This window comes from Pseudomonas quasicaspiana, from assembly GCF_021147825.1.
Lineage (GTDB): Bacteria > Pseudomonadota > Gammaproteobacteria > Pseudomonadales > Pseudomonadaceae > Aquipseudomonas > Aquipseudomonas quasicaspiana.
In genome coordinates, this window is record NZ_JAGTPI010000018.1 from 38,475 (window position 1) to 60,323 (window position 21,849).

The 21,849-nt window shown below is 55.1% G+C and carries 22 protein-coding genes and 1 pseudogene; 6 read left to right on the plus strand and 17 right to left on the minus strand.

The genetic code is table 11. From position 1 onward, the window contains the following. Nucleotides 1–235 precede the first annotated feature (235 nt). Nucleotides 236–1,558 (plus strand): MFS transporter, encoded by a 1,323-nt coding sequence (locus tag KDX30_RS13150; protein ID WP_231676188.1) that lies wholly within the window; start codon nucleotides 236–238, stop codon nucleotides 1,556–1,558. A 175-nt stretch (nucleotides 1,559–1,733) separates the two neighbouring features. Here KDX30_RS13150 and purT read toward each other — a convergent pair whose 3' ends face one another. The 5 genes from purT to KDX30_RS13175 all read right to left on the minus strand — a co-directional run bounded on the left by purT (nucleotide 1,734) and on the right by KDX30_RS13175 (nucleotide 5,044). Then, nucleotides 1,734–2,915 carry a formate-dependent phosphoribosylglycinamide formyltransferase gene (purT, locus tag KDX30_RS13155; RefSeq protein WP_099267645.1) on the minus strand — a complete coding sequence of 394 codons (1,182 nt, stop codon included), beginning with the start codon at nucleotides 2,913–2,915 and terminating at the stop codon, nucleotides 1,734–1,736. A 99-nt stretch (nucleotides 2,916–3,014) separates the two neighbouring features. Then, entirely contained in the window at nucleotides 3,015–3,482 is a 468-nt protein-coding gene (locus KDX30_RS13160) for a VUT family protein (RefSeq protein WP_231676191.1), read from the minus strand. A gap of 205 nt (nucleotides 3,483–3,687) precedes the next feature. Then, nucleotides 3,688–3,882: a DUF1289 domain-containing protein gene (locus KDX30_RS13165; protein ID WP_406643857.1), complete on the minus strand. Its 195-nt coding sequence runs from the start codon at nucleotides 3,880–3,882 to the stop codon at nucleotides 3,688–3,690. Beyond that, the gene (locus tag KDX30_RS13170; RefSeq protein WP_027902594.1) at nucleotides 3,882–4,406 is read right to left on the minus strand and encodes a gamma carbonic anhydrase family protein; all 525 of its coding nucleotides are present in this window, start codon (nucleotides 4,404–4,406) and stop codon (nucleotides 3,882–3,884) included. Before KDX30_RS13170 ends, KDX30_RS13165 begins: the two co-directional genes overlap by 1 nt. Nucleotides 4,407–4,447: 41 nt before the next feature. After that, nucleotides 4,448–5,044: a CoA pyrophosphatase gene (locus tag KDX30_RS13175; RefSeq protein ID WP_122707843.1), complete on the minus strand. Its 597-nt coding sequence runs from the start codon at nucleotides 5,042–5,044 to the stop codon at nucleotides 4,448–4,450. A 156-nt stretch (nucleotides 5,045–5,200) separates the two neighbouring features. On the opposite strand from KDX30_RS13175, the gene KDX30_RS13180 reads away from it, so the two are divergent. Next, complete coding sequence (locus KDX30_RS13180) at nucleotides 5,201–5,752, plus strand: NUDIX hydrolase (RefSeq protein ID WP_231676194.1); 552 nt, start codon at nucleotides 5,201–5,203, stop codon at nucleotides 5,750–5,752. Nucleotides 5,753–5,940: 188 nt separating this feature from the next. Further along, nucleotides 5,941–6,360 (plus strand): annotated as a pseudogene (locus KDX30_RS13185) (L,D-transpeptidase family protein); the annotation flags it as partial. A gap of 171 nt (nucleotides 6,361–6,531) precedes the next feature. On the opposite strand, the gene KDX30_RS13190 reads toward KDX30_RS13185, so the two are convergent. Beyond that, nucleotides 6,532–6,843 carry a Nif3-like dinuclear metal center hexameric protein gene (locus tag KDX30_RS13190; RefSeq protein WP_099267641.1) on the minus strand — a complete coding sequence of 104 codons (312 nt, stop codon included), beginning with the start codon at nucleotides 6,841–6,843 and terminating at the stop codon, nucleotides 6,532–6,534. Between the two features lie 6 nt (nucleotides 6,844–6,849). Further along, nucleotides 6,850–10,746 (minus strand): phosphoribosylformylglycinamidine synthase, encoded by a 3,897-nt coding sequence (gene purL, locus KDX30_RS13195; RefSeq protein WP_231676199.1) that lies wholly within the window; start codon nucleotides 10,744–10,746, stop codon nucleotides 6,850–6,852. 225 nt (nucleotides 10,747–10,971) lie between these two features. On the opposite strand from purL, the gene mltF reads away from it, so the two are divergent. After that, nucleotides 10,972–12,432: a membrane-bound lytic murein transglycosylase MltF gene (gene mltF, locus KDX30_RS13200; RefSeq protein WP_099267639.1), complete on the plus strand. Its 1,461-nt coding sequence runs from the start codon at nucleotides 10,972–10,974 to the stop codon at nucleotides 12,430–12,432. Between the two features lie 214 nt (nucleotides 12,433–12,646). Here the strand turns inward: mltF and tadA are convergent, their stop codons facing one another. Next, nucleotides 12,647–13,129, minus strand: coding sequence for a tRNA adenosine(34) deaminase TadA (tadA, locus tag KDX30_RS13205; protein WP_027902587.1), 483 nt, complete (start codon nucleotides 13,127–13,129; stop codon nucleotides 12,647–12,649). Beyond that, nucleotides 13,129–14,502 carry a multicopper oxidase family protein gene (locus KDX30_RS13210; protein WP_231676202.1) on the minus strand — a complete coding sequence of 458 codons (1,374 nt, stop codon included), beginning with the start codon at nucleotides 14,500–14,502 and terminating at the stop codon, nucleotides 13,129–13,131. Before KDX30_RS13210 ends, tadA begins: the two co-directional genes overlap by 1 nt. 241 nt (nucleotides 14,503–14,743) lie before the next feature. Here KDX30_RS13210 and KDX30_RS13215 point away from each other — a divergent pair, with 241 nt between their 5' ends. Then, nucleotides 14,744–15,061: a DUF2388 domain-containing protein gene (locus tag KDX30_RS13215; RefSeq protein ID WP_099267638.1), complete on the plus strand. Its 318-nt coding sequence runs from the start codon at nucleotides 14,744–14,746 to the stop codon at nucleotides 15,059–15,061. A gap of 276 nt (nucleotides 15,062–15,337) precedes the next feature. Here the strand turns inward: KDX30_RS13215 and KDX30_RS13220 are convergent, their stop codons facing one another. Further along, nucleotides 15,338–16,006 (minus strand): DUF3313 domain-containing protein, encoded by a 669-nt coding sequence (locus KDX30_RS13220; protein ID WP_099267637.1) that lies wholly within the window; start codon nucleotides 16,004–16,006, stop codon nucleotides 15,338–15,340. A gap of 401 nt (nucleotides 16,007–16,407) precedes the next feature. On the opposite strand from KDX30_RS13220, the gene KDX30_RS13225 reads away from it, so the two are divergent. Continuing rightward, nucleotides 16,408–17,025, plus strand: a complete 618-nt coding sequence (locus KDX30_RS13225) for a TetR/AcrR family transcriptional regulator (protein WP_231676205.1) — start codon at nucleotides 16,408–16,410, stop codon at nucleotides 17,023–17,025. Between the two features lie 35 nt (nucleotides 17,026–17,060). Here the strand turns inward: KDX30_RS13225 and KDX30_RS13230 are convergent, their stop codons facing one another. The 7 genes from KDX30_RS13230 to KDX30_RS13260 all read right to left on the minus strand — a co-directional run bounded on the left by KDX30_RS13230 (nucleotide 17,061) and on the right by KDX30_RS13260 (nucleotide 21,822). Then, the gene (locus tag KDX30_RS13230; RefSeq protein ID WP_231676208.1) at nucleotides 17,061–17,900 is read right to left on the minus strand and encodes a TauD/TfdA dioxygenase family protein; all 840 of its coding nucleotides are present in this window, start codon (nucleotides 17,898–17,900) and stop codon (nucleotides 17,061–17,063) included. Between the two features lie 276 nt (nucleotides 17,901–18,176). Then, nucleotides 18,177–18,794 carry a hypothetical protein gene (locus KDX30_RS13235; protein ID WP_231676210.1) on the minus strand — a complete coding sequence of 206 codons (618 nt, stop codon included), beginning with the start codon at nucleotides 18,792–18,794 and terminating at the stop codon, nucleotides 18,177–18,179. A 219-nt stretch (nucleotides 18,795–19,013) separates the two neighbouring features. Beyond that, on the minus strand, nucleotides 19,014–19,325 hold the full coding sequence (locus tag KDX30_RS13240) for a hypothetical protein (RefSeq protein ID WP_231676213.1): 312 nt from the start codon (nucleotides 19,323–19,325) through the stop codon (nucleotides 19,014–19,016). Between the two features lie 3 nt (nucleotides 19,326–19,328). Next, nucleotides 19,329–19,853 carry an SMI1/KNR4 family protein gene (locus tag KDX30_RS13245; protein WP_231676217.1) on the minus strand — a complete coding sequence of 175 codons (525 nt, stop codon included), beginning with the start codon at nucleotides 19,851–19,853 and terminating at the stop codon, nucleotides 19,329–19,331. Nucleotides 19,854–19,886: 33 nt separating this feature from the next. Continuing rightward, a complete protein-coding gene (locus tag KDX30_RS13250; protein ID WP_231676219.1) occupies nucleotides 19,887–20,330 on the minus strand; it encodes an Imm26 family immunity protein in 444 nt (147 codons plus the stop codon). A gap of 44 nt (nucleotides 20,331–20,374) precedes the next feature. After that, entirely contained in the window at nucleotides 20,375–21,169 is a 795-nt protein-coding gene (locus tag KDX30_RS13255) for a hypothetical protein (protein ID WP_231676221.1), read from the minus strand. A 59-nt stretch (nucleotides 21,170–21,228) separates the two neighbouring features. Beyond that, entirely contained in the window at nucleotides 21,229–21,822 is a 594-nt protein-coding gene (locus KDX30_RS13260; RefSeq protein ID WP_231676222.1) for an imm11 family protein, read from the minus strand. Between the last annotated feature and the right edge of the window lie 27 nt (nucleotides 21,823–21,849).

The following is a 21,849-nucleotide window of genomic DNA, read 5'->3' on the forward strand; positions in this document are numbered from 1 at the left end:
TTACCCAGCCCGCCGATCCGTGTGCTACCCGCACCCCATGTGATCCGGCCAGTCACTCAGCCTGAACGTCTCGCGCATCTCCCTGGCTCTGCCCTACCCCCGGCATGACCAACGCCTCTCGCCCTTATCCGGGCTAACCTGATCAGCGCTGTACCCACAATAATTAATGTATGCCGCCGTGGATCGTCGTATCTGGCGATCACCGACAGGCACTATGACTGTCAGGAAGACCCGCATGACTACGACTTCTGCCACCCATGAAACTGAGAGCGCACCGGCTCGCCCGGTCAACTCTGCCACACGTGTCGCCACCGCCAGCTTCATTGGCACCGCCATCGAGTTCTACGATTTCTACGTGTACGCCACCGCCGCTGCGCTGGTGATCGGCCCGGTGTTTTTCCCGCAAACGTCCGGCACCGCACAAATGCTGTCGGCGTTTCTTACGTTTGGTATCGCCTTCCTTGCCCGCCCGCTAGGCTCCGCGCTGTTTGGCCATTTCGGCGATCGTATCGGACGCAAGTCGACGCTGGTCGCCTCGCTGCTGTTGATGGGCGTGTGCACCACGCTGATCGGCGTACTGCCGGGTTACGCGACGATAGGTGCCTGGGCACCGATTCTGTTGTGCGTGCTGCGTTTCGGCCAGGGATTGGGACTGGGTGGTGAATGGGGCGGCGCAGCCTTGCTTGCCACGGAGAACGCCCCCAAAGGCAAGCGCGCCTGGTTCGGTATGTTCCCGCAACTCGGCCCTTCGATTGGTTTCCTCGCCGCGAACGGGCTATTCCTGACACTGGCCATGACGCTGGATGACGAACAGTTTCGCTCATGGGGCTGGCGAATCCCGTTCCTCCTGAGTGCGGCACTGGTAATGGTTGGGCTCTATGTGCGACTGAAGCTGGAAGAAACCCCGGTCTTCACCAACGCCATCGCCCGCCACGAACGTGTGAAGATGCCAATAGTGGAGCTGTTCAGCCAGTACTGGGCGCCGGTATTACTGGGCGCCGCATCAATGGTGGTCTGTTATGCGCTGTTCTACATCTCAACGGTGTTTTCCCTGAGCTACGGCGTATCAACCCTCGGCTATAGCCGTGAGACCTTCCTCGCCCTGCTGTGCTTCGCAGTACTGTTCATGGCAGCAGCGACTCCGCTGGCGGCATGGGCCAGTGACCGCTTCGGACGTCGCCCGGTGCTGATCATTGGTGGCGTGCTAGCGATCCTGTCCGGTTTCACCATGGAGCCGTTGCTGACCCACGGCACGACATGGGCGGTGGCGATGTTTCTGTGTATCGAACTATTCCTGATGGGCGTGACCTTCGCACCCATGGGCGCAATGTTACCCGAGCTGTTTCCGACCCGTGTGCGCTACACCGGCGCGTCAGCGGCCTACAACCTGGGAGGCATCGTCGGCGCATCGGTAGCGCCCTTCTTCGCCCAGAAACTGGTGGCGATGGGCGGACTGAACTGGGTGGGCGGGTATGTATCGGCGGCAGCGTTGATCAGCGTGATTGCCGTGCTGTGCCTGAAGGAAACGCGTGAGGCGGATCTGGATAAAATCGTTTAGCTCAGAGAAGCGCAATTTTCTGTAGGAGCTCACGAGCACCGCGAGGCAGCGATGGCGTCCTGCCTGATACACCGCTATCGCGGCCTCGCGGTGCTCGTGCGCTCCTACAGGCCGCTGCCTGTTTTCACGATAGCGCGGTGTCAGTGACACCGCGCCATTTCCTGCAGGGCTTGCGTTACAGCTGGACCTTCACAGCCCGCGAAGAACGCGTCGCCTTGGCACGTGCTGCTTCGATCGACTCGTCGCGAGCCAGAGCAACGCCCATGCGGCGCTGGCCGTTGACCTCAGGCTTGCCGAACAGGCGCAGCGCGGTATCCGGCTCGCTCAGCGCCTCGTTGAGGTTGGCGAAAGTGGTATTAGTGGACTGGCCTTCCACCAGAATCACCGCAGAAGCCGATGGCCCGAACTGGCGAATTTGCGGGATTGGCAAACCCAGAATCGCGCGGGCGTGCAAGGCAAACTGCGACAGGTCCTGAGAAATCAGGGTTACCAGACCTGTGTCATGAGGGCGCGGCGATACTTCGCTGAACCAGACCTGATCACCTTTGATGAACAGCTCAACACCAAACAGACCGCGACCACCCAAAGCTTCGGTCACTGCCTTGGCAACGCGCTCGGACTCAGCCAACGCAATCGGGCTCATTGCCTGTGGCTGCCAGGATTCCTGATAGTCGCCCTTTTCCTGGCGATGACCCACTGGCGCGCAGAACGTAGTACCGCCAGCGTGGCGCACGGTCAGCAGAGTGATTTCGTATTCGAAGTCGATGAATCCTTCGATGATCACCCGACCTTTACCGGCACGACCGCCTTCCTGAGCGTAATCCCAGGCTTTCTGCACGTCATCAGCAGTACGTAACAGACTCTGGCCTTTGCCCGACGAGCTCATCACCGGCTTGACCACACACGGGAAGCCCAGGTCCTGGACTGCCTTGCTGTAGTCTTCAAAGGTGTCGGCGAAGTGATACGGCGAAGTCGGCAGGTCCAACTCTTCAGCAGCCAGACGACGGATGCCTTCGCGGTTCATGGTCAATTGCGTGGCGCGGGCCGTCGGGATAACCGTGAAACCTTCAGCTTCCAGCTCAACCAGAGTAGCGGTGGCGATGGCCTCGATTTCCGGCACGATGTAGTGCGGTTTCTCGGCTTCGATCACTGCACGCAGCGCGGCACCGTCAAGCATGTTGATCACATGGCTGCGATGGGCAACCTGCATGGCAGGCGCATTGGCATAACGATCAACAGCGATCACTTCAACGCCCAGGCGCTGCAGTTCGATCACGACTTCCTTGCCCAGCTCACCGCAACCGCAGAGCAATACGCGGGTCGCGACAGGCGACAGTGGAGTTCCGATTTGAGTCATCTCAGGTCCTCGTGGAGCAGATATCGAGGGCAGCCCGCGTCAGGTGCGAGCGACCGCTGTGGAGAAAGGCGCGCAATTTACCACGAAGGCCCGTAATTCTCAGCCCGCACTCGCATTCTTGCGTGCACGCCAGGTCATGATCACCCAGACGGCCGTGACGCCGACGAATTTGGAAACCAGCGCCGTGATAATCACGGGCGGGGTCAGCGCATCGATCATGCCGAAAAAGATGAAGGTGTCCACCGGGATACTCAGCGCAGAGCTGAGCCATAAGCGATCACGCAGTGGGCGCCTGGTTACCGTAAATACCAGCCAGTCGATGCACTCCGAGACCGCAAACGCCGTGGCACTGGCCAGCGCGATGGTCGGGTCGGACGTCACATACGACAGCACCAGAGCCGCCAGCATGGCGAGGATCGCCCCATGCCCGAAACGGGTTTGTACCATGTCGCGCAGCACGAACACCAAACCACCCCAGGCGGACCAGATAACGTCCAGGTGCGGGGCGGCAGAGAAAGCAAAGTTGATCAGCACGACACTGCTGATGTAGGCGATCAGGAAGAGCATGAGGTGAGGCTTATGTGGCGGGGAGGATGGGTAATGGTATCAGGCGATGCAAGGCGGTGGCGTATTTGAAATGAGATTCAAACAGTGGGAGCCGAGCTTGCTCGCGATAAGGACACCGCAGATATCATGTAGATTGCGCCCAGCCTCATCGTCGGAATGCCGCCCAGACCAAGCTCGGCTCCCACAGGAAAAGCGCGACTTCGGATTACATTTTCCAGACAAGTCCGTTCGCCTCGGCCCGCTCATGGCAGAGCCTGAGCACGGCGCGGCGCTGGTCATTGTCCATGGCGTGCCAGTCAGTGATTTCTTTGACGGTGCGCTGGCATCCCAGGCAGACATCGTCGTCATCCAGAGCGCAGATACTGACGCACGGAGAGGCTACGCGGCGTTCGGTTTCCATCAGTCTTCCTGCGGCATCAGGTCGCGAGCGTAGCGCTGGGCGTTGTGGACGTAATGGGCGGCGCTGGCTTCGAGCATTTTCTTCTGCACATCAGTGAGTTCGCGCACCACTTTACCCGGTGAACCCATGACCAGCGAGCCATCGGGGATAACCTTGCCTTCGCCAATCAGTGAATTAGCGCCAATGATGCAGTATTTGCCGATCTTCGCGCCGTTAAGAATGACCGCGTTGATGCCAATCAGGCTGTAGTCGTCGACGCTACAGCCATGCAGCATCGCGTTGTGACCAATCGTCACGCCTTTACCGATCTCCAGCGGTGAGCCCATATCGGTGTGCATGACCGTACCGTCCTGAACATTACTGTTCTCTCCAATATGGATCAGCTCGTTATCACCACGCAGCACCGCGTTGAACCAGACGTTGGCCCCCGCCTCCAGCTTGACCTTGCCAATCAGCACAGCATTAGGCGCGACCCAGCTTTGTGGATGGGTTTCGACGCGGAAATCGCCCAGACGGTATTTCATGCACAAGTATCCTCAAGGCTCTGCGGCCCGTTTATCGTTGCTTAGATCACGGAGTGTTCTGGCGGGTGACGCAGGCTGATCTTGCTGTCATAAAGCACATTGATCAATTCGACAATCATGATCGCGGTCAGCCCCCATATCTTGAATTCGCCGTAACGATAGCTGGGCACGTACCAACTTTGACCTTGATAGTCGATGCGGTGGGTATGCTCCCGGGTGTCCTGACGAAAGAACTCCAGCGGCACGCTGAACACGGCGGCGATTTCGGCATCGTTGGGGCGGTACTCTACGAAGTCGGGAATCAACCCCACGTAAGGCGTGACCTTGATACCGTGCTTTGAGATCACCGGACTGAGCGGCCCGATCACTTCAACCAGCCCTGGCGGCAGACCAATCTCTTCCTCGGCTTCGCGCAGCGCGGTAAAGATCAGGTCACGGTCTTCCGGGTCACGCCGCCCACCGGGAAAAGCCACTTCACCGCCGTGAGTCGACAGCCCGCTGGCACGCAGCGTCAGAATCAGCTCCGGCTCGTCGCTGCGGGTAATAGGCAGCAACACCGCAGCTTCGGGGAAAAGTCGATCCGTCTCAAAGGTGCTCGGCGTATGACTGCTTACGCGGCGAAGTAGCTCATCCAGCATGGGAAATCTCGATCTGTTGCCTACCCGGCATCATGCACCAAAGTGGCGAACTGCCCAAGTCCTCCCAGGACAATGTGAACGCGACTAAACCGCAGCTTGCCGATCACCCTTGGCACACGCCAAGATAGCGACTGAATTCAGCAATTGAACGCATCCATGAAATTCTGCAGCCAATGCGGCAAACCGGTCATCCAGCGCATACCCGAAGGCGACAGCCGCCTGCGCTTTGTCTGCGAGCACTGTCAGACCATTCATTATCAGAACCCCAATATCGTGGCGGGCTGTCTGGCCGTTTGGGATGACAAGGTCTTGCTATGTCGTCGCGCCATCGAACCGCGCCTGGGTTTCTGGACCTTGCCAGCCGGATTCATGGAAAACGGTGAAACCATGGAACAGGCAGCGCGCCGGGAAACGTATGAGGAAGCCTGTGCAACACCAGGCGAACTGAACCTGTACATGCTGGTGGATGTGGCGCATATCAATCAGGTTCATGTGTTCTTCCGGGGCGAACTGGCCACACCGGAATTCGCCGCGGGAATTGAAAGCCTGGAAGTCCAGTTGTTCGATGAAGCAGATATACCCTGGTCGGACCTGGCTTTCATGACCGTCCGGCGTACCCTAGAATGCTTCTTCGCTGATCGTCGCGAGCAGGCTTACCCTGTGCGTAACGAAGCCCTGCCGCCGTCGCGGCCCATTCAAGACACTTAATCAGGCCAGCCCCTTACAGGCGCCGCTTCAGGGATACCGTTTCGATGCGTTGGTTGCTCGCTGCTTTGTGCTTGTCTTTCATGCCGTTGTCCCAGGCCTCGTTTACCCAGACCATTGTTCCCAAAGGCAGCGAGCAAAAGATCGTCGGCGAAAAAGTAGTCAACGTTGAGAACATTGCCGACAAGAAAATCGACAAGGTGCTGGTGCTCAAGTCAGCTCGCCAATTGCAACTGATCAGCGGCGGCGAGCCTCTGAAGACTTACCGTATTTCGCTGGGCAAACAACCCAAAGGCACCAAACTCAAGGAAGGCGACCAGCGCACACCGGAAGGTTTCTATTGGCTGGACTGGCGTAAAACCAGCACCAACTACAACCTGTCAATGCACATCTCCTACCCGAATGCGGCGGACGCCGAGCGTTCGAAACGCGAAGGCGTGAAGCCCGGCAGCATGATCATGATTCATGGCACGCCAGTGGATGAGGAATATCCGGAGTGGTACTTCCACACGCTGGACTGGACCAACGGCTGCATCGCGCTGAAGAACAACGACATGCGGGAAGTGTGGGGCCTGGTGAAGGACGGCACGATGATTGAGATCAGGCCTTAATCCAGGCATCGGGAGGACGCATATCTAACTGCCTGCGCGATCCCTGTGGCAGCGAATTCATTCGCGAAGAGGCACGTACAGTCGATAAAGATTCATCGTCTGTGCCGCCTTATTCGCGAATGAATTCGCTCCCACAAGTCCCCATATGCCGCATCATTAGCGCTGGGGAGATCAAAAAACCTCCAGCCGCCAAACCTCATAGGCCGGCGTTTCGTAGGGGTGGCTCTGCTTGAGAGCCGCCACTACTGGCTGAATCAACTCATCCGCAACGACAAGCTCGACTTTCCATTCCTGTACCTGCTCGACCACACCGCTCCGCCCAATAAATGGCTGGCTGCCATCCAGCGGGCGGAACTGGCCTTGACCCAGCACCTGCCATGAACACTGATCATAAGCCCCGATTCGCCCTGCACCAGCGGCGAATACGGCACTTTTGACCTGTTCCACATGGCTCGGCGGTACAAAGAACGCGAGCTTGTACATTGTTTCTTAGTTCACCCACGCACGGGCGTTGCGGAACATGCGCATCCACGCACCGTCTTCGTTCCAGTCTTCCGGACGCCACGAGTTCTGTACCGCACGGAATACACGCTCAGGGTGCGGCATCATGATGGTGACGCGACCGTCGCGGGTGGTGAGGCCACCGATACCGCGCGGCGAACCGTTCGGGTTTGCCGGGTAGGCTTCGGTGATCTTGCCGTGGGTATCGACGTAGCGCAGCGCCACAGTGCCGGAAACATCGGCAGCGACCAGCGCTTCATCGTTGGCGAACTCCGCGTGACCTTCACCGTGAGCGATGGCGATCGGCATACGCGAACCGGCCATGCCTTGCAGGAAGATCGACGGCGATTCCTGGATCTGCACCATGGCAACACGCGCTTCGAACTGCTCGGAGCGGTTGCGCACGAAGTGTGGCCACAGCTCGCTGCCCGGAATCAACTCGTGCAGGTTGGACAGCATCTGACAACCGTTGCATACGCCAAGGGTGAAGCTGTCCTGACGCTCGAAGAAGCCCTGGAACGCATCACGCGCCCGGCTGTTAAACAGCGCCGACTTGGCCCAGCCTTCGCCAGCCCCCAGTACGTCACCGTAAGAGAAACCGCCGCAAGCAACCATGCCCTTGAAGTCGTTCAGATCGACACGGCCCGCCAGGATATCGCTCATGTGAACGTCAATCGCGTTGAAACCCGCGCGGTCGAAAGCAGCTGCCATTTCGACCTGACCGTTGACGCCCTGCTCACGCAGCACAGCCACTTGCGGACGCACGCCAGTCTTGATGTAAGGCGCAGCAATGTCTTCGTTGACGTCGAAGCCCAGCTTGACGGTCAGGCCTGGATTATCTTCTTCCAGCAGCGCGTCGAACTCTTGATCGGCACATTCGGCGTTATCACGCAGACGCTGGATCTGGTAGCTGGTTTCAGCCCATTGACGCTGCAACAGACGACGCTGGCCACTGAACACTGGCTCGCCATTGAAGCTGATGGCGACTTCATCGTTGTTGACCGGCTGACCAATCACCGCGACGCAATCTTCCAGACCGGCAGCGCTGAACTGAGCCAGCACGTCTGGCGTGGCGTCCTGACGAACCTGGATGACTGCACCCAGTTCTTCGTTGAACAGGATCGCTGCCAGTTCAGCCGGCGTTTCAGCAAGGCCGTCCATGTGCAGGTCCAGACCACAATGCCCGGCAAATGCCATTTCCAGCGTGGTGGTCAACAGACCGCCATCGGAACGGTCGTGGTAAGCCAGCAGGTGGCCGTCAGCATTGAGACCTTGAATAACAGCGAAGAAGGCCTTGAGGTCTTCCGCGTCATCGACATCTGGCGCAACGCGACCAAGCTTGCCGTAAACCTGAGCCAGGATCGAAGCACCCATACGGTTCTGGCCACGACCCAGGTCGATCAGGATCAAGTCGGTAACGCCCTTGTCCATGCGCAGTTCCGGGGTGAGGGTCTTGCGGATGTCGGTCACCGGGGCAAAACCGGTCACGATCAGCGACAGCGGCGACGTCACGCTCTTCTCGACGCCGTCATCGCTCCAGCGGGTTTTCATGGACATCGAGTCCTTACCCACCGGAATGGTGATACCCAGCTCCGGGCAAAGCTCCATACCGACCGCTTTCACAGTGTCATATAGACGAGCGTCTTCACCTGGGTGACCGGCAGCGGACATCCAGTTGGCGGACATTTTGATATCGGAAAGCTTTTCGATGCGCGATGCAGCGATGTTGGTCAGCGTTTCGCCGATGGCCATACGGCCCGAAGCAGGAGCGTCCAGCAGTGCCAGCGGAGTACGCTCGCCCATCGCCATCGCTTCACCGGTGTTGACGTCAAAGCTGGTCGCAGTCACGGCGACGTCAGCGACTGGCACCTGCCAAGGCCCTACCATTTGATCGCGAGCGACCAGACCGGTAATGCTGCGGTCACCAATGGTGATCAGGAAGCTTTTGCTGGCAACGGCCGGGTGGTGCAGAACGCGTTGTACGCTTTCTTCGATATCCAGCACGCTTGGGTCGAAATCATCGCCCAACTCGTTTTCGCGATCAGCACTGCGGTGCATGCGTGGAGCCTTGCCCAACAGCACCTCCAGCGGCATATCAACCGGATTGTTACCGAAGTGGCTGTCGGTCACTGTCAGTTGCGGCTCGGCAGTCGCCTCGCCTACTACCGCGAACGGGCAGCGCTCACGTTCGCAGATCGCCTTGAAACGCTCGAAATCTTCGGCGCCAACAGCCATCACGTAACGTTCCTGGGATTCGTTGCTCCAGATTTCCAGAGGGGCCATGCCCGGCTCGTCGTTCGGTACGTTACGCAATTCGAAACGACCGCCGCGGCCGCCATCATTGACCAGCTCCGGGAAGGCGTTGGACAAACCGCCCGCGCCGACGTCATGAATGAAGCTGATCGGGTTCTTGTCACCCAATTGCCAGCAACGGTCGATAACTTCCTGGCAACGACGCTCCATTTCAGGGTTTTCACGCTGAACCGACGCAAAATCCAGATCCGCAGAGCTGGTACCGGTGGCCATGGAAGAAGCCGCACCGCCGCCCAGACCGATCAACATCGCCGGGCCGCCAAGCACGATCAGCTTGGAGCCAACGGTGATTTCGCCTTTCTGCACGTGTTCGGCACGGATGTTACCCATACCGCCAGCCAGCATGATCGGCTTGTGGTATCCGCGAACTTCATCGCCGTGCGGCGTACTGATGGACTGTTCGAACGTACGGAAATAACCGGTCAGGGCCGGACGGCCGAATTCGTTGTTGAACGCTGCGCCACCCAGCGGGCCTTCAAGCATGATGTCCAGCGCGGTCACGATGCGCTCAGGCTTGCCGTAGTTCACTTCCCACGGTTGTTCGAAGCCGGGGATCTGCAGGTTGGAAACGGTGAAGCCGGTCAGGCCAGCTTTAGGCTTGGCACCACGACCCGTTGCGCCTTCGTCGCGAATCTCGCCGCCAGAGCCGGTCGATGCGCCCGGGAATGGGGCAATCGCAGTCGGGTGATTGTGAGTCTCGACCTTCATCAGAATGTGCACAGGCTCCTGAACCGCACCGTACTGGCGGGTTTCAGGGTCCGGGAAGAAACGACCCGCCACGCTGCCGACGATCACCGAGGCGTTGTCCTTATAAGCAGACAGGACGCCTTCGCTGTGCATCTGATAGGTGTTCTTGATCATGCCGAACAGGCTTTTTTCCTGACTCTCGCCATCGATATCCCAACTGGCGTTGAAGATCTTGTGACGGCAGTGCTCGGAGTTTGCCTGGGCAAACATCATCAGCTCGATGTCATGAGGGTTGCGCCCCAGACCATTGAAACTGGTGACCAGATAATCGATTTCGTCTTCAGCCAGTGCGAGGCCGAGCTCGACGTTGGCTTTTTCCAGCGCGGCACGACCGCCGCCCAGCACGTCAATCGCCGTGAGCGGCTTGGGCTCGGCGTGAGTGAACAGGCCTTCGGCTTCCTGTACGGAACCCAGCACCATCTGCGTCATGCGGTCATGCAGGCAACCGGCGATGATTTGCGCTTCAGCTTCGCTGAACTGTCCTTCTACATAGAAGGTAATACCGCGCTCGATGCGCTGGACCTTCGCCAGGCCGCAATTACGGGCGATATCGCTCGCTTTGCTGGACCACGGCGAGATAGTGCCGAAACGTGGCATCACCAGGAACAACCGGCCGCTCGGCTCTTGAACCGGCACGCTCGGGCCGTATTTCAAGATGCGAACGAGAACTTCCTGTTCCTCGCCAGTCAGATCGCCAGTAACTTCGGCAAAGTGGGCAAATTCGGCATACAAGCCGCTGACAGCTGAAACTTTCTGTTTCAGTTGTTCCAGCAATTTGCTGTGGCGAAAGGCAGAAAGGGCAGGAGCACCGCGCAGGATCAACATCTTCGGGACAGCCTCGGGAAGGGGGTGTGCTTTGAGGCCGTGCATTCTAGCCTAAAGCGACTGCTTGAGCACCCAAAACGGCCAGATTGACGGTGTCCGCATATCGGCGGCTCATGTTGCCGTTCACGCAGCCCTCAGCTTGCCCATCAGAAAGGCGGTGCTCTAGCAGACCCGAGCTTCGCTGTCGAGATATGGCGACGGGTGCGCTTTGCGTATACTGCTCCGATGTTTTCCCAATCAGACTTCCGCCCTCGTTGTGCCAGATGGCTCATCGCAACCGGACTCTTCCTGATGCTCGGCGCCTGTGTTGATAAACCCAACACACTGGAGCGAGTAAAGGAGGACGGCGTGCTGCGCGTGGTCACTCGCAACAGCCCCGCGACCTACTTCCAGGATCGCAACGGGGAGACGGGTTTCGAGTACGAATTGGTCAAGCGTTTCGCCGAAGATCTCGGCGTAGAGCTGAAGATCGAAACAGCCGACAATCTTGATGAGTTGTTCGATCAGATCCAGAAACCAGGCGGTCCGGTGCTGGCAGCCGCTGGATTGATCGATACGGAGCAGCGTAAAAAGCAGGCGCGCTTCTCTCACTCCTACCTTGATGTCACCCCGCAAGTCATTTATCGCAACGGCCAGTCACGCCCTACCGACCCTTCAGATCTGGTCGGCAAGCGCATTATGGTCCTTAAAGGCAGCAGTCATGCCGAACAGATGGCCGCTCTGAAAGCACAAAATCCTGCAATCGAGTACGAAGAATCCGACGCTGTTGAGGTTGTTGACCTCCTGCGAATGGTAGATGAGGGCCAAACTGACATCACGCTGGTGGATTCCAACGAACTGGCGATGAATCAGGTTTACTTTCCCAACGTGCGCGTGGCCTTCGATCTGGGCGAAGGTAAAGGGCAGCGCTGGGCAGTCGCACTTGGCGAAGACAACAGCCTGCTCAACGAAATCAACGCCTACCTCGACAAGGTCAATAAAAACGGCACCTTGCAGCGCTTGAAAGACCGCTATTACGGGCACGTTGACGTTTTGGGTTATGTGGGCGCTTATACCTTCGCCCAGCATTTGCAGGAACGCTTGCCTAAATACGAGAAGCACTTCCAGGCGTCTGCCAAGAAAGAACAAGTGGACTGGCGTCTGCTGGCAGCCATCGGCTATCAGGAATCACTGTGGCAGCCCGGCGTTACTTCCAAGACTGGCGTGCGCGGCCTGATGATGCTGACCCAAAACACCGCCCAGGCCATGGGTGTGTCCAACCGACTGGATGCCAGACAGAGCATTCAGGGTGGTGCAAAGTATTTTGCCTACGTGAAGGAACAGCTGGACGACACGATTTTAGAGCCGGATCGTACGTGGTTTGCTCTCGCTTCCTACAACATTGGTAGCGGACATTTGGAAGATGCGCGGAAATTGGCACAAAACGAAGGCCTGAATCCAAATAAATGGCTCGACGTTAAAAAAATGTTGCCCCGCCTTTCGCAGAAAAAGTGGTACAGCAAGACTCGCTATGGATACGCCCGAGGCGGCGAGCCGGTGCATTTCGTGGCCAACATCCGCCGTTACTACGACATTCTCACCTGGGCCACTCAGCCTCAGCTAGAAGGCAGCCAGGTTGCAGAAAGCAATATGCATGTGCCGGGTGTTAACAAGACCAAGCCTGCAGAAGAAAATCCTCCGCTGTAAAAGACTTCCCCCTGCCTCTCTAAAACAATATTGAAATGAAACGCGAGCTCACTGGATCTCCATGATCTCAAGCTCATGATGAACCTATGGGACCGAATTTATTCGGGAAGGCGGTATTTCAGGCGACACATAGGTTGCGATTGTACCGGCCCTTTCGCGAATAAATTCGCTCCCACACAGACTGTGTGAAAACGTAAATTCCAGCGACTCAGAATCACCCCTTCGCCCGTCTCATCCTGAAAAACTCGCTCAGCATCGTGCCGCACTCCTCCCCCAGTACCCCGCCCTCAAACAACACACGATGGTTGAGAAAGCCCTGAGTGAAAAACTGCCCCTGGCTCTGGACAATGCCGGCCTTGGGTTCAAGTGCGCCGTACACCACGCGAGTAACACGCGAGTGAACGATCAGCCCCGCGCACATGCTGCACGGCTCAAGGGTGACGTACAGCGTACTGCCGGGCAGCCGATAATTGCTGACCGCTTGCGCCGCGGCTCGTATTGCGACCATCTCGGCATGCGCGCTGGGGTCATTGCCGCTGATAGGGCAATTGAAGCCGCGGCCAATGATCTCGCCGTCCTGCACCAGCACCGCGCCCACCGGCACCTCGCCCAGCGCAGCACCTTGAGCTGCCAACGCCAACGCTTCGCGCATGAAGTCCTGATCGCGGCTGCGATCAATAATTTGCGGCTGCCGCATCAGGAAACCTCTATTGCTGCCATAAGTCCGGTTTCCATGTGATCGATCACATGGCAGTGGAACATCCACACGCCGGGATTATCCGCCACCAGCGCCACACGTGCGCGCTCGTTCCTGCCCAGCAGGAAGGTGTCGGTGAAATACGGAATGATCTTTCTCCGGTCCGAGGCCAGCACCTTGAAGCTCATCCCGTGCAGGTGAATCGGGTGTTGGTATTGGGTCATGTTCTTGAGCTCGAAGATGTAGCTCTTGCCCAGCACCAGTTTTGCTATCGGGCGATCAGCGCAGGTCTTGTCAGTGATGTCCCAGGCTTCGCCATTGATCTGCCACAGACTCGGCGGCTTGCCATTGTCGACATTGACCGACACCGAGCCCACCCATTCAAAGTTGAAATTGAGTTTCTCGGCGTTTTCCAGATCCGGCTCGGCGATCGGATTAGCCGGCAGTTCCGGCGGCCATTCACCCGGCGCGTCGTCATTGGCGACCGAACGAAAAGTCCCCAGGCGCACCGGGCCATTTCGAAACGACAACTCCTCACCCGCTGGCGGCGCCTTGATCGCCAGACACAGGCGCATGCCCGGACCCAACCAATAATCTTTGCCCAATGGCCGAGGCTTGACCGGATTGCCATCCAGCGCATAAATCTGCGCCTCTGCATCCGGCAGATTCAGGCGATAGGTCACGGTGTTATCAAGATTCAGAATGCGCACGCGAGTGATCTGCCCGGCCGGCAATTCAATCACGCCCTGGGGAATGCCATTAATAGTAGAAAGCCGCCCCGCCGTCCCCTCACGTGCAGCCTCACGAATCACGCTGAATTCTGTAAACGCCCCTACTTCATCCACATGCCAGCTTTTCAGACTGACCGTGCGCTCATGCTTGAAACCCGTGGGCTCGCGCTCTTCGATGATCAGCGGCCCGACCAGCCCACGCCCCAATTCTTCACTGCTGCTGACATGGGGGTGATACCAGTAGCTGCCTGCATCCGGCACCAGAAACTTGTAATCGAAATACTCGCCCGGCTTGACCGGCAGTTGCGACACATAAGGCACACCATCCATCTCTAGCGGAAGACGGATGCCGTGCCAGTGAATGGTGGTTTCAACCGGCAGGTGATTGATAAAGCGCAAGCGCAGCCACTCGCCCTGGCGCACCCGCAACTCGGTCCCCGGCGCAGATCTGCCGAAGGCCCACGCCGGAGTCTGATGCCCGGGCACTAGCTCCACATCAAGCGGCGCGGCGATCAGCTCGAAATCATGCCCCTCCCCCGGCCCACGACGACCCAGCCAATAACGCGAAGCTCCTCCCGCCCCAAGCCCAACCACGGCAAGACCGACAAGGCCACCGAGTATTTGTCGACGGGTAAAAGACATAAACGTGAACACCTCAAAAAACCAGACACGGGTCGCAGTCGAGAGTCGATGCGAGGGGCGAATACGATACACCTGCATCTGGCAAAACTTAAGTGCGGTGGTGTCGCGCGACAGAGATTGGCCCTCAGGAGCTCAACGGATCCGGCGCAACAGGCTTGATTGAAATGGATGAGTTGATCTTTTCATAAATGAACCGTACTGTACGGTTTAGAAAAAACACCACCCATTGAGGTTTATACCCATGCGTCTTAAATTCGCTTTAGCCACCATCGCAGCGCTGTCGGTCCCCATGGCATCGGCAATGGCCGACTCGTTCTGGCGCAACGTACTAACGTCGGGGGCTACCACCGGCTCCAGCTACCTGACTTCCAAGGACAACAAGCAGATCGTCGCCACCCAGGACGATGCCAGCAGCTTTATCGCCAGTGGCGGGAGCATCCGGGGCCCGTACCTGGAAGCGGCTATCGCCAGTGCACGCGCTGAAAACCCTGAGCTGAAGGCCTCGGATATGGAGTTGGCGACTGCAATTCTCTACCAGAACTTACCGACTGACCGCTGATACTTGCTCACTGCCTGCAGATAATACCGGGGGAATATATATCCCCCGGCGTTTTCGTATGTCTGGATAAATAAATAACTAGCCGCGTCACGCTCATATCATACAAACCTATCCATTAAAAAGCACTGCATTATCTGTAGGAGCGCGCTTGCCCGCGATAGCGTTAGAGCAGCCGACATATTTATCGACTGACACACTGAATCGCGGGCAAGCGCGCTCCTACAGATAAAAAGCACTTCAATTAGATAGTCGAAATTGTTTGGTGAGCGCGCGACTTTATTTTTCAGCCAACGTATCAACCAGACTGTCCGCCCCTCTTTCAATACCCGATTTCGCGGCAGATAAGCGGCCATACGTCGAACTGATGTCATACACCTTCGGATATTGCCGAGAGACATAGGACTCAAGGAGACGCATTGTTGATGCGTTGTAGATCTCGACCACGTAACTGACTGAGCCAGTAAACGTCCCCTTGCGATCACGTGCAGCCTGAACGAGATTATAAGAACCCATGCCGATGTCGAACCTCGAGAACGTTGCCAGCACCGGCGTCGTTGTCTCCACCCCGGTCAAGGTCAGCCGAATCCTCAGCGTATCGGGTCCAGGCGTGGACACGAATCGAAAGCGCTTGCCCAAGGCCTCGGAGAACTCGACGGTCATGTAGTTGGCCAGATCACGCTTATCCTCCGACGTAATCCCGGAAAACTGCTCATCTGCGCCGGAATAGAGTGTCACTGGCTCCAGCATGACATTCTTGTACCGACTCCAGTCCACGCGAGTTTTATACGCATACGGAACGCGATCAGACTCATCCGCCTTATTGGGTCGCATCTCTCGAGCAGACTCTATGCCTGCGTACGGAAAAGGCTCTTGAGACGCGCACCCGGCCAATGCCAGTGCCAACAGTAAAAACACACCCGCTTTGGGTTCTTTATCTGCGCACATATCTGTTTCTCCGAAGGTTAAACACGGTAAAGCGTTCAGGGGCCAGTGCTCGATTTACATATCGCAGGCGCAAAGTGTCAGCAGATATATGCTTCTGCAAATAACCAATAAGGCCTGTGCCGTTCAATACTTCTTTTGAAAGTAGTTGTGATCAGGCTGCGCTAATAACACCAGGAGGCCGCGCCAAACTTCGGCCTGATCAAAAGCAACCTTGATCAAGTCAGTTTGTATTGACCCGCTCACTCCGCCTATAAAGACCTACGCCAATACCCCGCTTGGTACTGAAATCAACACCCTATCCGTCACGTCGCCCAAAACCGTACTAGCCTGTATACTTTTAGCCGCTTACCCGGTCACCGTCAACACTAAAATGTACACCAGTGTACTCTTATGGAGAAATAATGAAGGTTCGCACCGAGAGTCGACGTACCGCCATTGTAGAAACGGCTGCCAGCGTATTCCTTGAACTCGGGTACGAAGGCGCCTCCATGAAGGAGGTTTCGACGCGACTCGGAGGTTCCAAGGCCACTCTTTATGGCTACTTCGCATCCAAGGAGGCACTCTTCGTCGCCGTCGTTCAGATGTACGCCACCTCGCACTTGTACAACGCCGTGGCGGACCTGACAGCAAAATCGGATACCGGCATTACGCTCGAACAGAAGCTTCTGGAATTCGGGCGTCAGATGTTAATGATCGTCACGAACGACTTGACCGCCATCAAGGTTTACCGGATGGTGCTCGCAGAATCGGGTCGCTCGGACATCGGCAAGCTGTTTTACGAATCAGGCCCAAGCCAGGGAATCGACGCGCTCGCTTCGCTCATGTCTGCTGCTATCGAAAGCGGTGAAATAAGACCGGGCAATCCAAGGGTCAGGGCGAAACAGTTTCTTTCGCTGATTACATCCGAGCCCGAAGAGCGGCTTTTCCAACAGAACCCGGCGCCCATGACCCACGCTGAAATAGAAGAAATGGTGACAACAGCCGTAGACATGTTTCTCAAAGGTGCCGCACCTCGCTAATGCACCGCGAGCTTGAAGAGCCCGCATCGACCGCGTTACTCGAACGGCTCTTCACCCTCCAGTTTTGTGCGATGCATCATGCGTGAGCAGCCCGGATCGTAAGCCTCCGCGCGATGCATGGTGCCGGTGTTGTCCCAGATCACCAGATCCCCCACCTGCCATTCATGGCTATAACTGAAAGGCTCCGCAGTCGCCCACTCCCGAAGGCCAACCAGAACTTGCGCGCTTTGCGCAACACTCAAGCCGGTGACCTGCAGCGCCGTGCAGCCGAGAATCAACGACTTGCGCCCAGAGCGATGCTTCCATACCAGCGGTATTTCTTTCTCACCGATGGCCTGCATCGCCTGCAGCTTCTTCAGACTGGGTTCCGGCTCGTAATACAGCAACGACGCCCAGGGCGCGTGAATGACCCGCATCTCCTCGTAGCGTTGCTTGTCAGCTTCGGACAAGGCTTCGTAAGCAGCGTAGGTATTACAGAAACCCGTGTTGCCACCCCACGTCGCCGTCACCTTACAAGACAGCAACGAAGCCAGAATCGGCGACTCGTTGCGCGTGCCGTCGATGTGCCAATACAGTGACCCTTTAAGAAACTCGGCACCGGCCGGGTTTTCCTTCGCATCCAGAGTGATCTTGGTGACGCCTTGACCATCGCTGATTTCCGGCGAGAAAACCCCAAGCGTTTGTGTGAACGCTATCTGCTCGGCATCAGTGAAGCTGACCTGCGGAAAAACCAGCACGCCACGCTCGGCCAATAGATCGCGTATTTCACTGGCCAGTCCGCCAGACAGCAAATCATCCTTGCCATTGAGAACACGACTGCCGATTAACGGTTTGATCGGCGCGTGAGCCAGAGAAGCGCTTCTATTGGGTGTCATGACGGCTTCCTCTCTATAAGTGAACACGACTGTACGCTTATAGAAATGGGAACTCAATAGGCTTGTCTTGGGAGACTGGGCTGATCGTCGGTCTCGGATAAAAATTTCGCAGTCTCAAAAATGCAGAAAGCCCGCGAGGATGCGGGCTTTCTGATGCGGCGTTGAACAGCTCAGCCGTGAATTCGTCATGTGTTCGACTTTCAATCTGATGCAAGACTGTTGGCTTGGCGGTGCCAGGTGCGTCGTGCCGTCCTGGGAGCGCCTGGACCTCGAACATTACGAAACGTCAAAATCTAAAAGCTTAAGATCAAAAGCTTTATTTTTGATAATTTTCTTGTTGGATTTCAGTTTCTCTTTCATGCCATCTTTTAATATCGTTGGATCACAGGCAACCGCGCAATGAATAAATGCAGCAGGATAGGAATAGTCTCTCGGCGCGTATAAAACATCATCAATAGTACGCTCCTTCGGCAATACGCAGCCGACGATCAAAGGGATATAATATTCCTCCAGCCTGTTACGAATATGCTTACACACGTCACTCGCCTGCTCAGGGCGAGGAACAGCTATATCGCCGTCAATTTTGGGACTAAATTTTTTATCTTGTTTTGCTGAGGAAATAAAGGAGAAACACGCCTCACTGCCCAGGTTACTTTTGTAAGGCACCTCTATTTTGGACATACCGTCAAAAATGGGCCCTCCAAAGACACGCCCAAGCAGAATAAATGAGTGTGAGCTCATCAGATACTGAAAATAAAACTCCGCAACAAGCTTCTTTTCAAAGCGAAATTTCAGACCTCTTTTAACTGCCGTAACTACCAGATCCTCGCACTTGATCAGTTTGAGTTCCTTTTGCAACTCGGCTTCAAAAAAAATACGATTTTCCTTGCCCATGAATCACTCCTGCATCAAGCACATGTTTTAAACATCTTTGCCAACGAACGTCTTGACCTAAACCTCCACGACAGATCGTTCCATTCCCAGATCATAATACGAAATCCTGGCTTGGTGCAGCATCAATGCTTCTGCGATTTCAGACCTCGCTTAACGGATTCAACATGGGCGTCTACGTGGAGTCCAAGCGCGGCGCTTCGCTTCACTCAAGATAATATCTCAAGCCCCTTCGAATAAATCGTATGCTTTTTCCTGAAGAGCTATTCCGATATCTTCATATCGCTTGATCTCATCGTCGCTATAGAACCCTTCGGCAACACTGAAGCCAGCATATATATCTACAAAAGCAAGCGCCAGGTTCTTGGGAACCGTGTCCTGTTCTCTGTAATGTCTGATTAAAAAATCAATCGCCAGGAACAGTTCATTGACTTCTTCTTCAGTTACACGGTGTCTGGTACGGATCTTCACCGGAATGGCGTGTTCTCCGAGCAGGCTTGCGCAAACCAATTCAACGGCGATCTTCGCGTCCATCTATCAAACCCCCTCCAAAAATTCTGGTGACGCCCCTACGCACTGCAAAATCAACCTGTAAAATTCACTAAAACCAGAAGCAATGAAAAACAGGTTTCCGCAATCCTCTACCTCAGCGATATCAAAATGGTTGTTCGTGTTGGAATCATGCAGATGAGTGCGATCCCAGTAGTAAATACCGGCACGAACGCCCTCGCCCTCATCGACCATCACGTAAGGATTCCCTCCGCCATCCTCACCAATAACCACTGCGTTGTTTAGAAAATCGACCTCGCCGACGAACTCGTTATTGAACTGTATGAGATCATTACATTCATCGAGCGGCAGCCAGCCAAAAAACCTGTCAAAACTTACCGCACCTTCATCAACAGCGGTCAAAGGTATCTGCGCGTAGTCAGGCGCTGACAGATAACAGCCGTTCATTCTCATCAAAAAATCCTTGTAATCAGCCGACAACGATCTGTGAAGTTCTGACTCTATAAAATCCAGGTCAGTTTTTTGCAAACCTTTCTTATAAACTATAGGCATATCTATATTATCCCTATGTCGATTTTAGGCTTCTCACTTAGGCTTATCAAAAAACTGCTCTAGATAACTGTTAACCAATTCATACCCAGCCACCGCCAACACATTGAATTCTTTGTACCTAGGAAACTCCAACATCTCCAGAAACTCATCGTCAAGGTATAAAGCACCCGCATCTCTAAAATATTTCAGCTTTGTTTTCTCGGCGTTAAGCGGGATATTTCCGACGATTTTCCACTTTCCTTTTTTAAGGTTTTCAGCAGAGGTGAATATGATATTTTCCGGGCCTCTGAAATTCTTGAAGTAGAGAAACTCGTTGTCCAGTAGATCAACCTTGCTGTCATCATCAGTCACGCTCAAAACCCCAAAAGAGAACACTCTTTTGAAACGGTCCCGGAACGCGCATATTATTTGACAAACAGCAAATCCTCCAGAGCTGACGGGAATCAGAAAGACATCCCCTGAGTTATATTTCACCACTACAGCTCTCCATTTATAGTTACCAAATCAGTAAAATCCAGAACCTAAGGTAACTTCGGCCTTTTCTTTATCTTCTCCGGCATCCAGGCCAGTAAAGCCCCGGACTGCCCACAAGAGTTATTCACCTCAAGCAGAGCGCTCGCCGGCACTGTCCAGCGTATTTTTTCGGAAATATTCATCAACGTACCCCGCTCCGGATTCATAGCGATCCATTCAGGTAGAGGAGTATTATCGACGCATATAGACATATGGTTTTTATTTAAATAATTTACCGGATAAACCATTCTAAGCTTTGTTTTTTCATACGTGCGTTCACCTTCATACAACCCAGGCGTATCGTGAGAAAAAGCGACTGGACTCTCAAAAGGAAATAGCGTCTTCATGTTTGTGCCGCGAGCGTACCACACGGCGTCCGAGACTTTCTCTACGTTATAAATAATCGCGTACGTGAAATTCACCTCCAGTGCTATCTCATCGACAAAGCAGGTGAATTTATCTTGAGCAGCTTCAAAGCACTCTTCCGACTGCGCGTCTATGCAGAAAAAATTACCAAAACTTTCGGTTGTATAACCGAAGGAGCTGAACCAAGGGTCACTATTACCTGCTTCACTGTATATTCTGAAATCGTTTGCTTCCCCGACAGTCAGCGCTGTTCTGAACTCATCAGGTTCCACCTCTACGAAGTCTAGACTCTCTCCATCTGCTGTTGGGGCGATTCTTTTATGAAATGCCGCTGCCGTGACAGGATAGTTCAGCTTCTCAAAAAACCGCTGGGCCATTTCAAACACTGCAACCGGGCTGACATCATCCACCCCGTAAATAGCCAATCCTATACTCATATATCTGCCTACAGGTTGATGTGATGGTCCAAAACATGCTCTTTAGCATACTTCATGATTTATAAATCATCCCATGGCGCATACTGATAGTGCTCGTCTATCAGTGTAAAGCTCAAGCCTGAAATGCTTTTTCTGATGCATTCATTACGAAAATCAGTCGAGCATACTATCTCGGCTATTTCATTAAAGTAGAAAAGGTGTGATTCCACATCATCTGACACTTCCAATTTGTCTATACGCTCGTAGACAGGGCTGATTGATTTGCTACCATCGATCTTGGGGTTTTCATCAAGGGTGAACACCGATTTTTTCGTGTTCATTGCATTTACTCTTTCAGAAGGAACAAAGAAAAAGTACGCTTCACCACAAGCTGTTCCTTGAAGATCAATATCAACAGGGCGACTGATATAAGAACATGCAAGCTGGTCGCAAATTCTCAGAAAGCTTTTAGATGCCAAAAAATGATCCGGCAACCAATCGGCAGTTAGTGTTGGAGTATCAGCCATTACGCGATAGCGCGTACTCAAGGTGCTTTCTAAGGGATTCTCACTCGGGAAGTGAAATGCTGGGAGGTCAGGAACCCATTTACTATCAAAAAAATAGGGTGCACCCTCACCGTCGGGTTCATAGCTGACTATGTATGAATCTCTCATGTCAACATCCTCATAGCAATGGCCCCA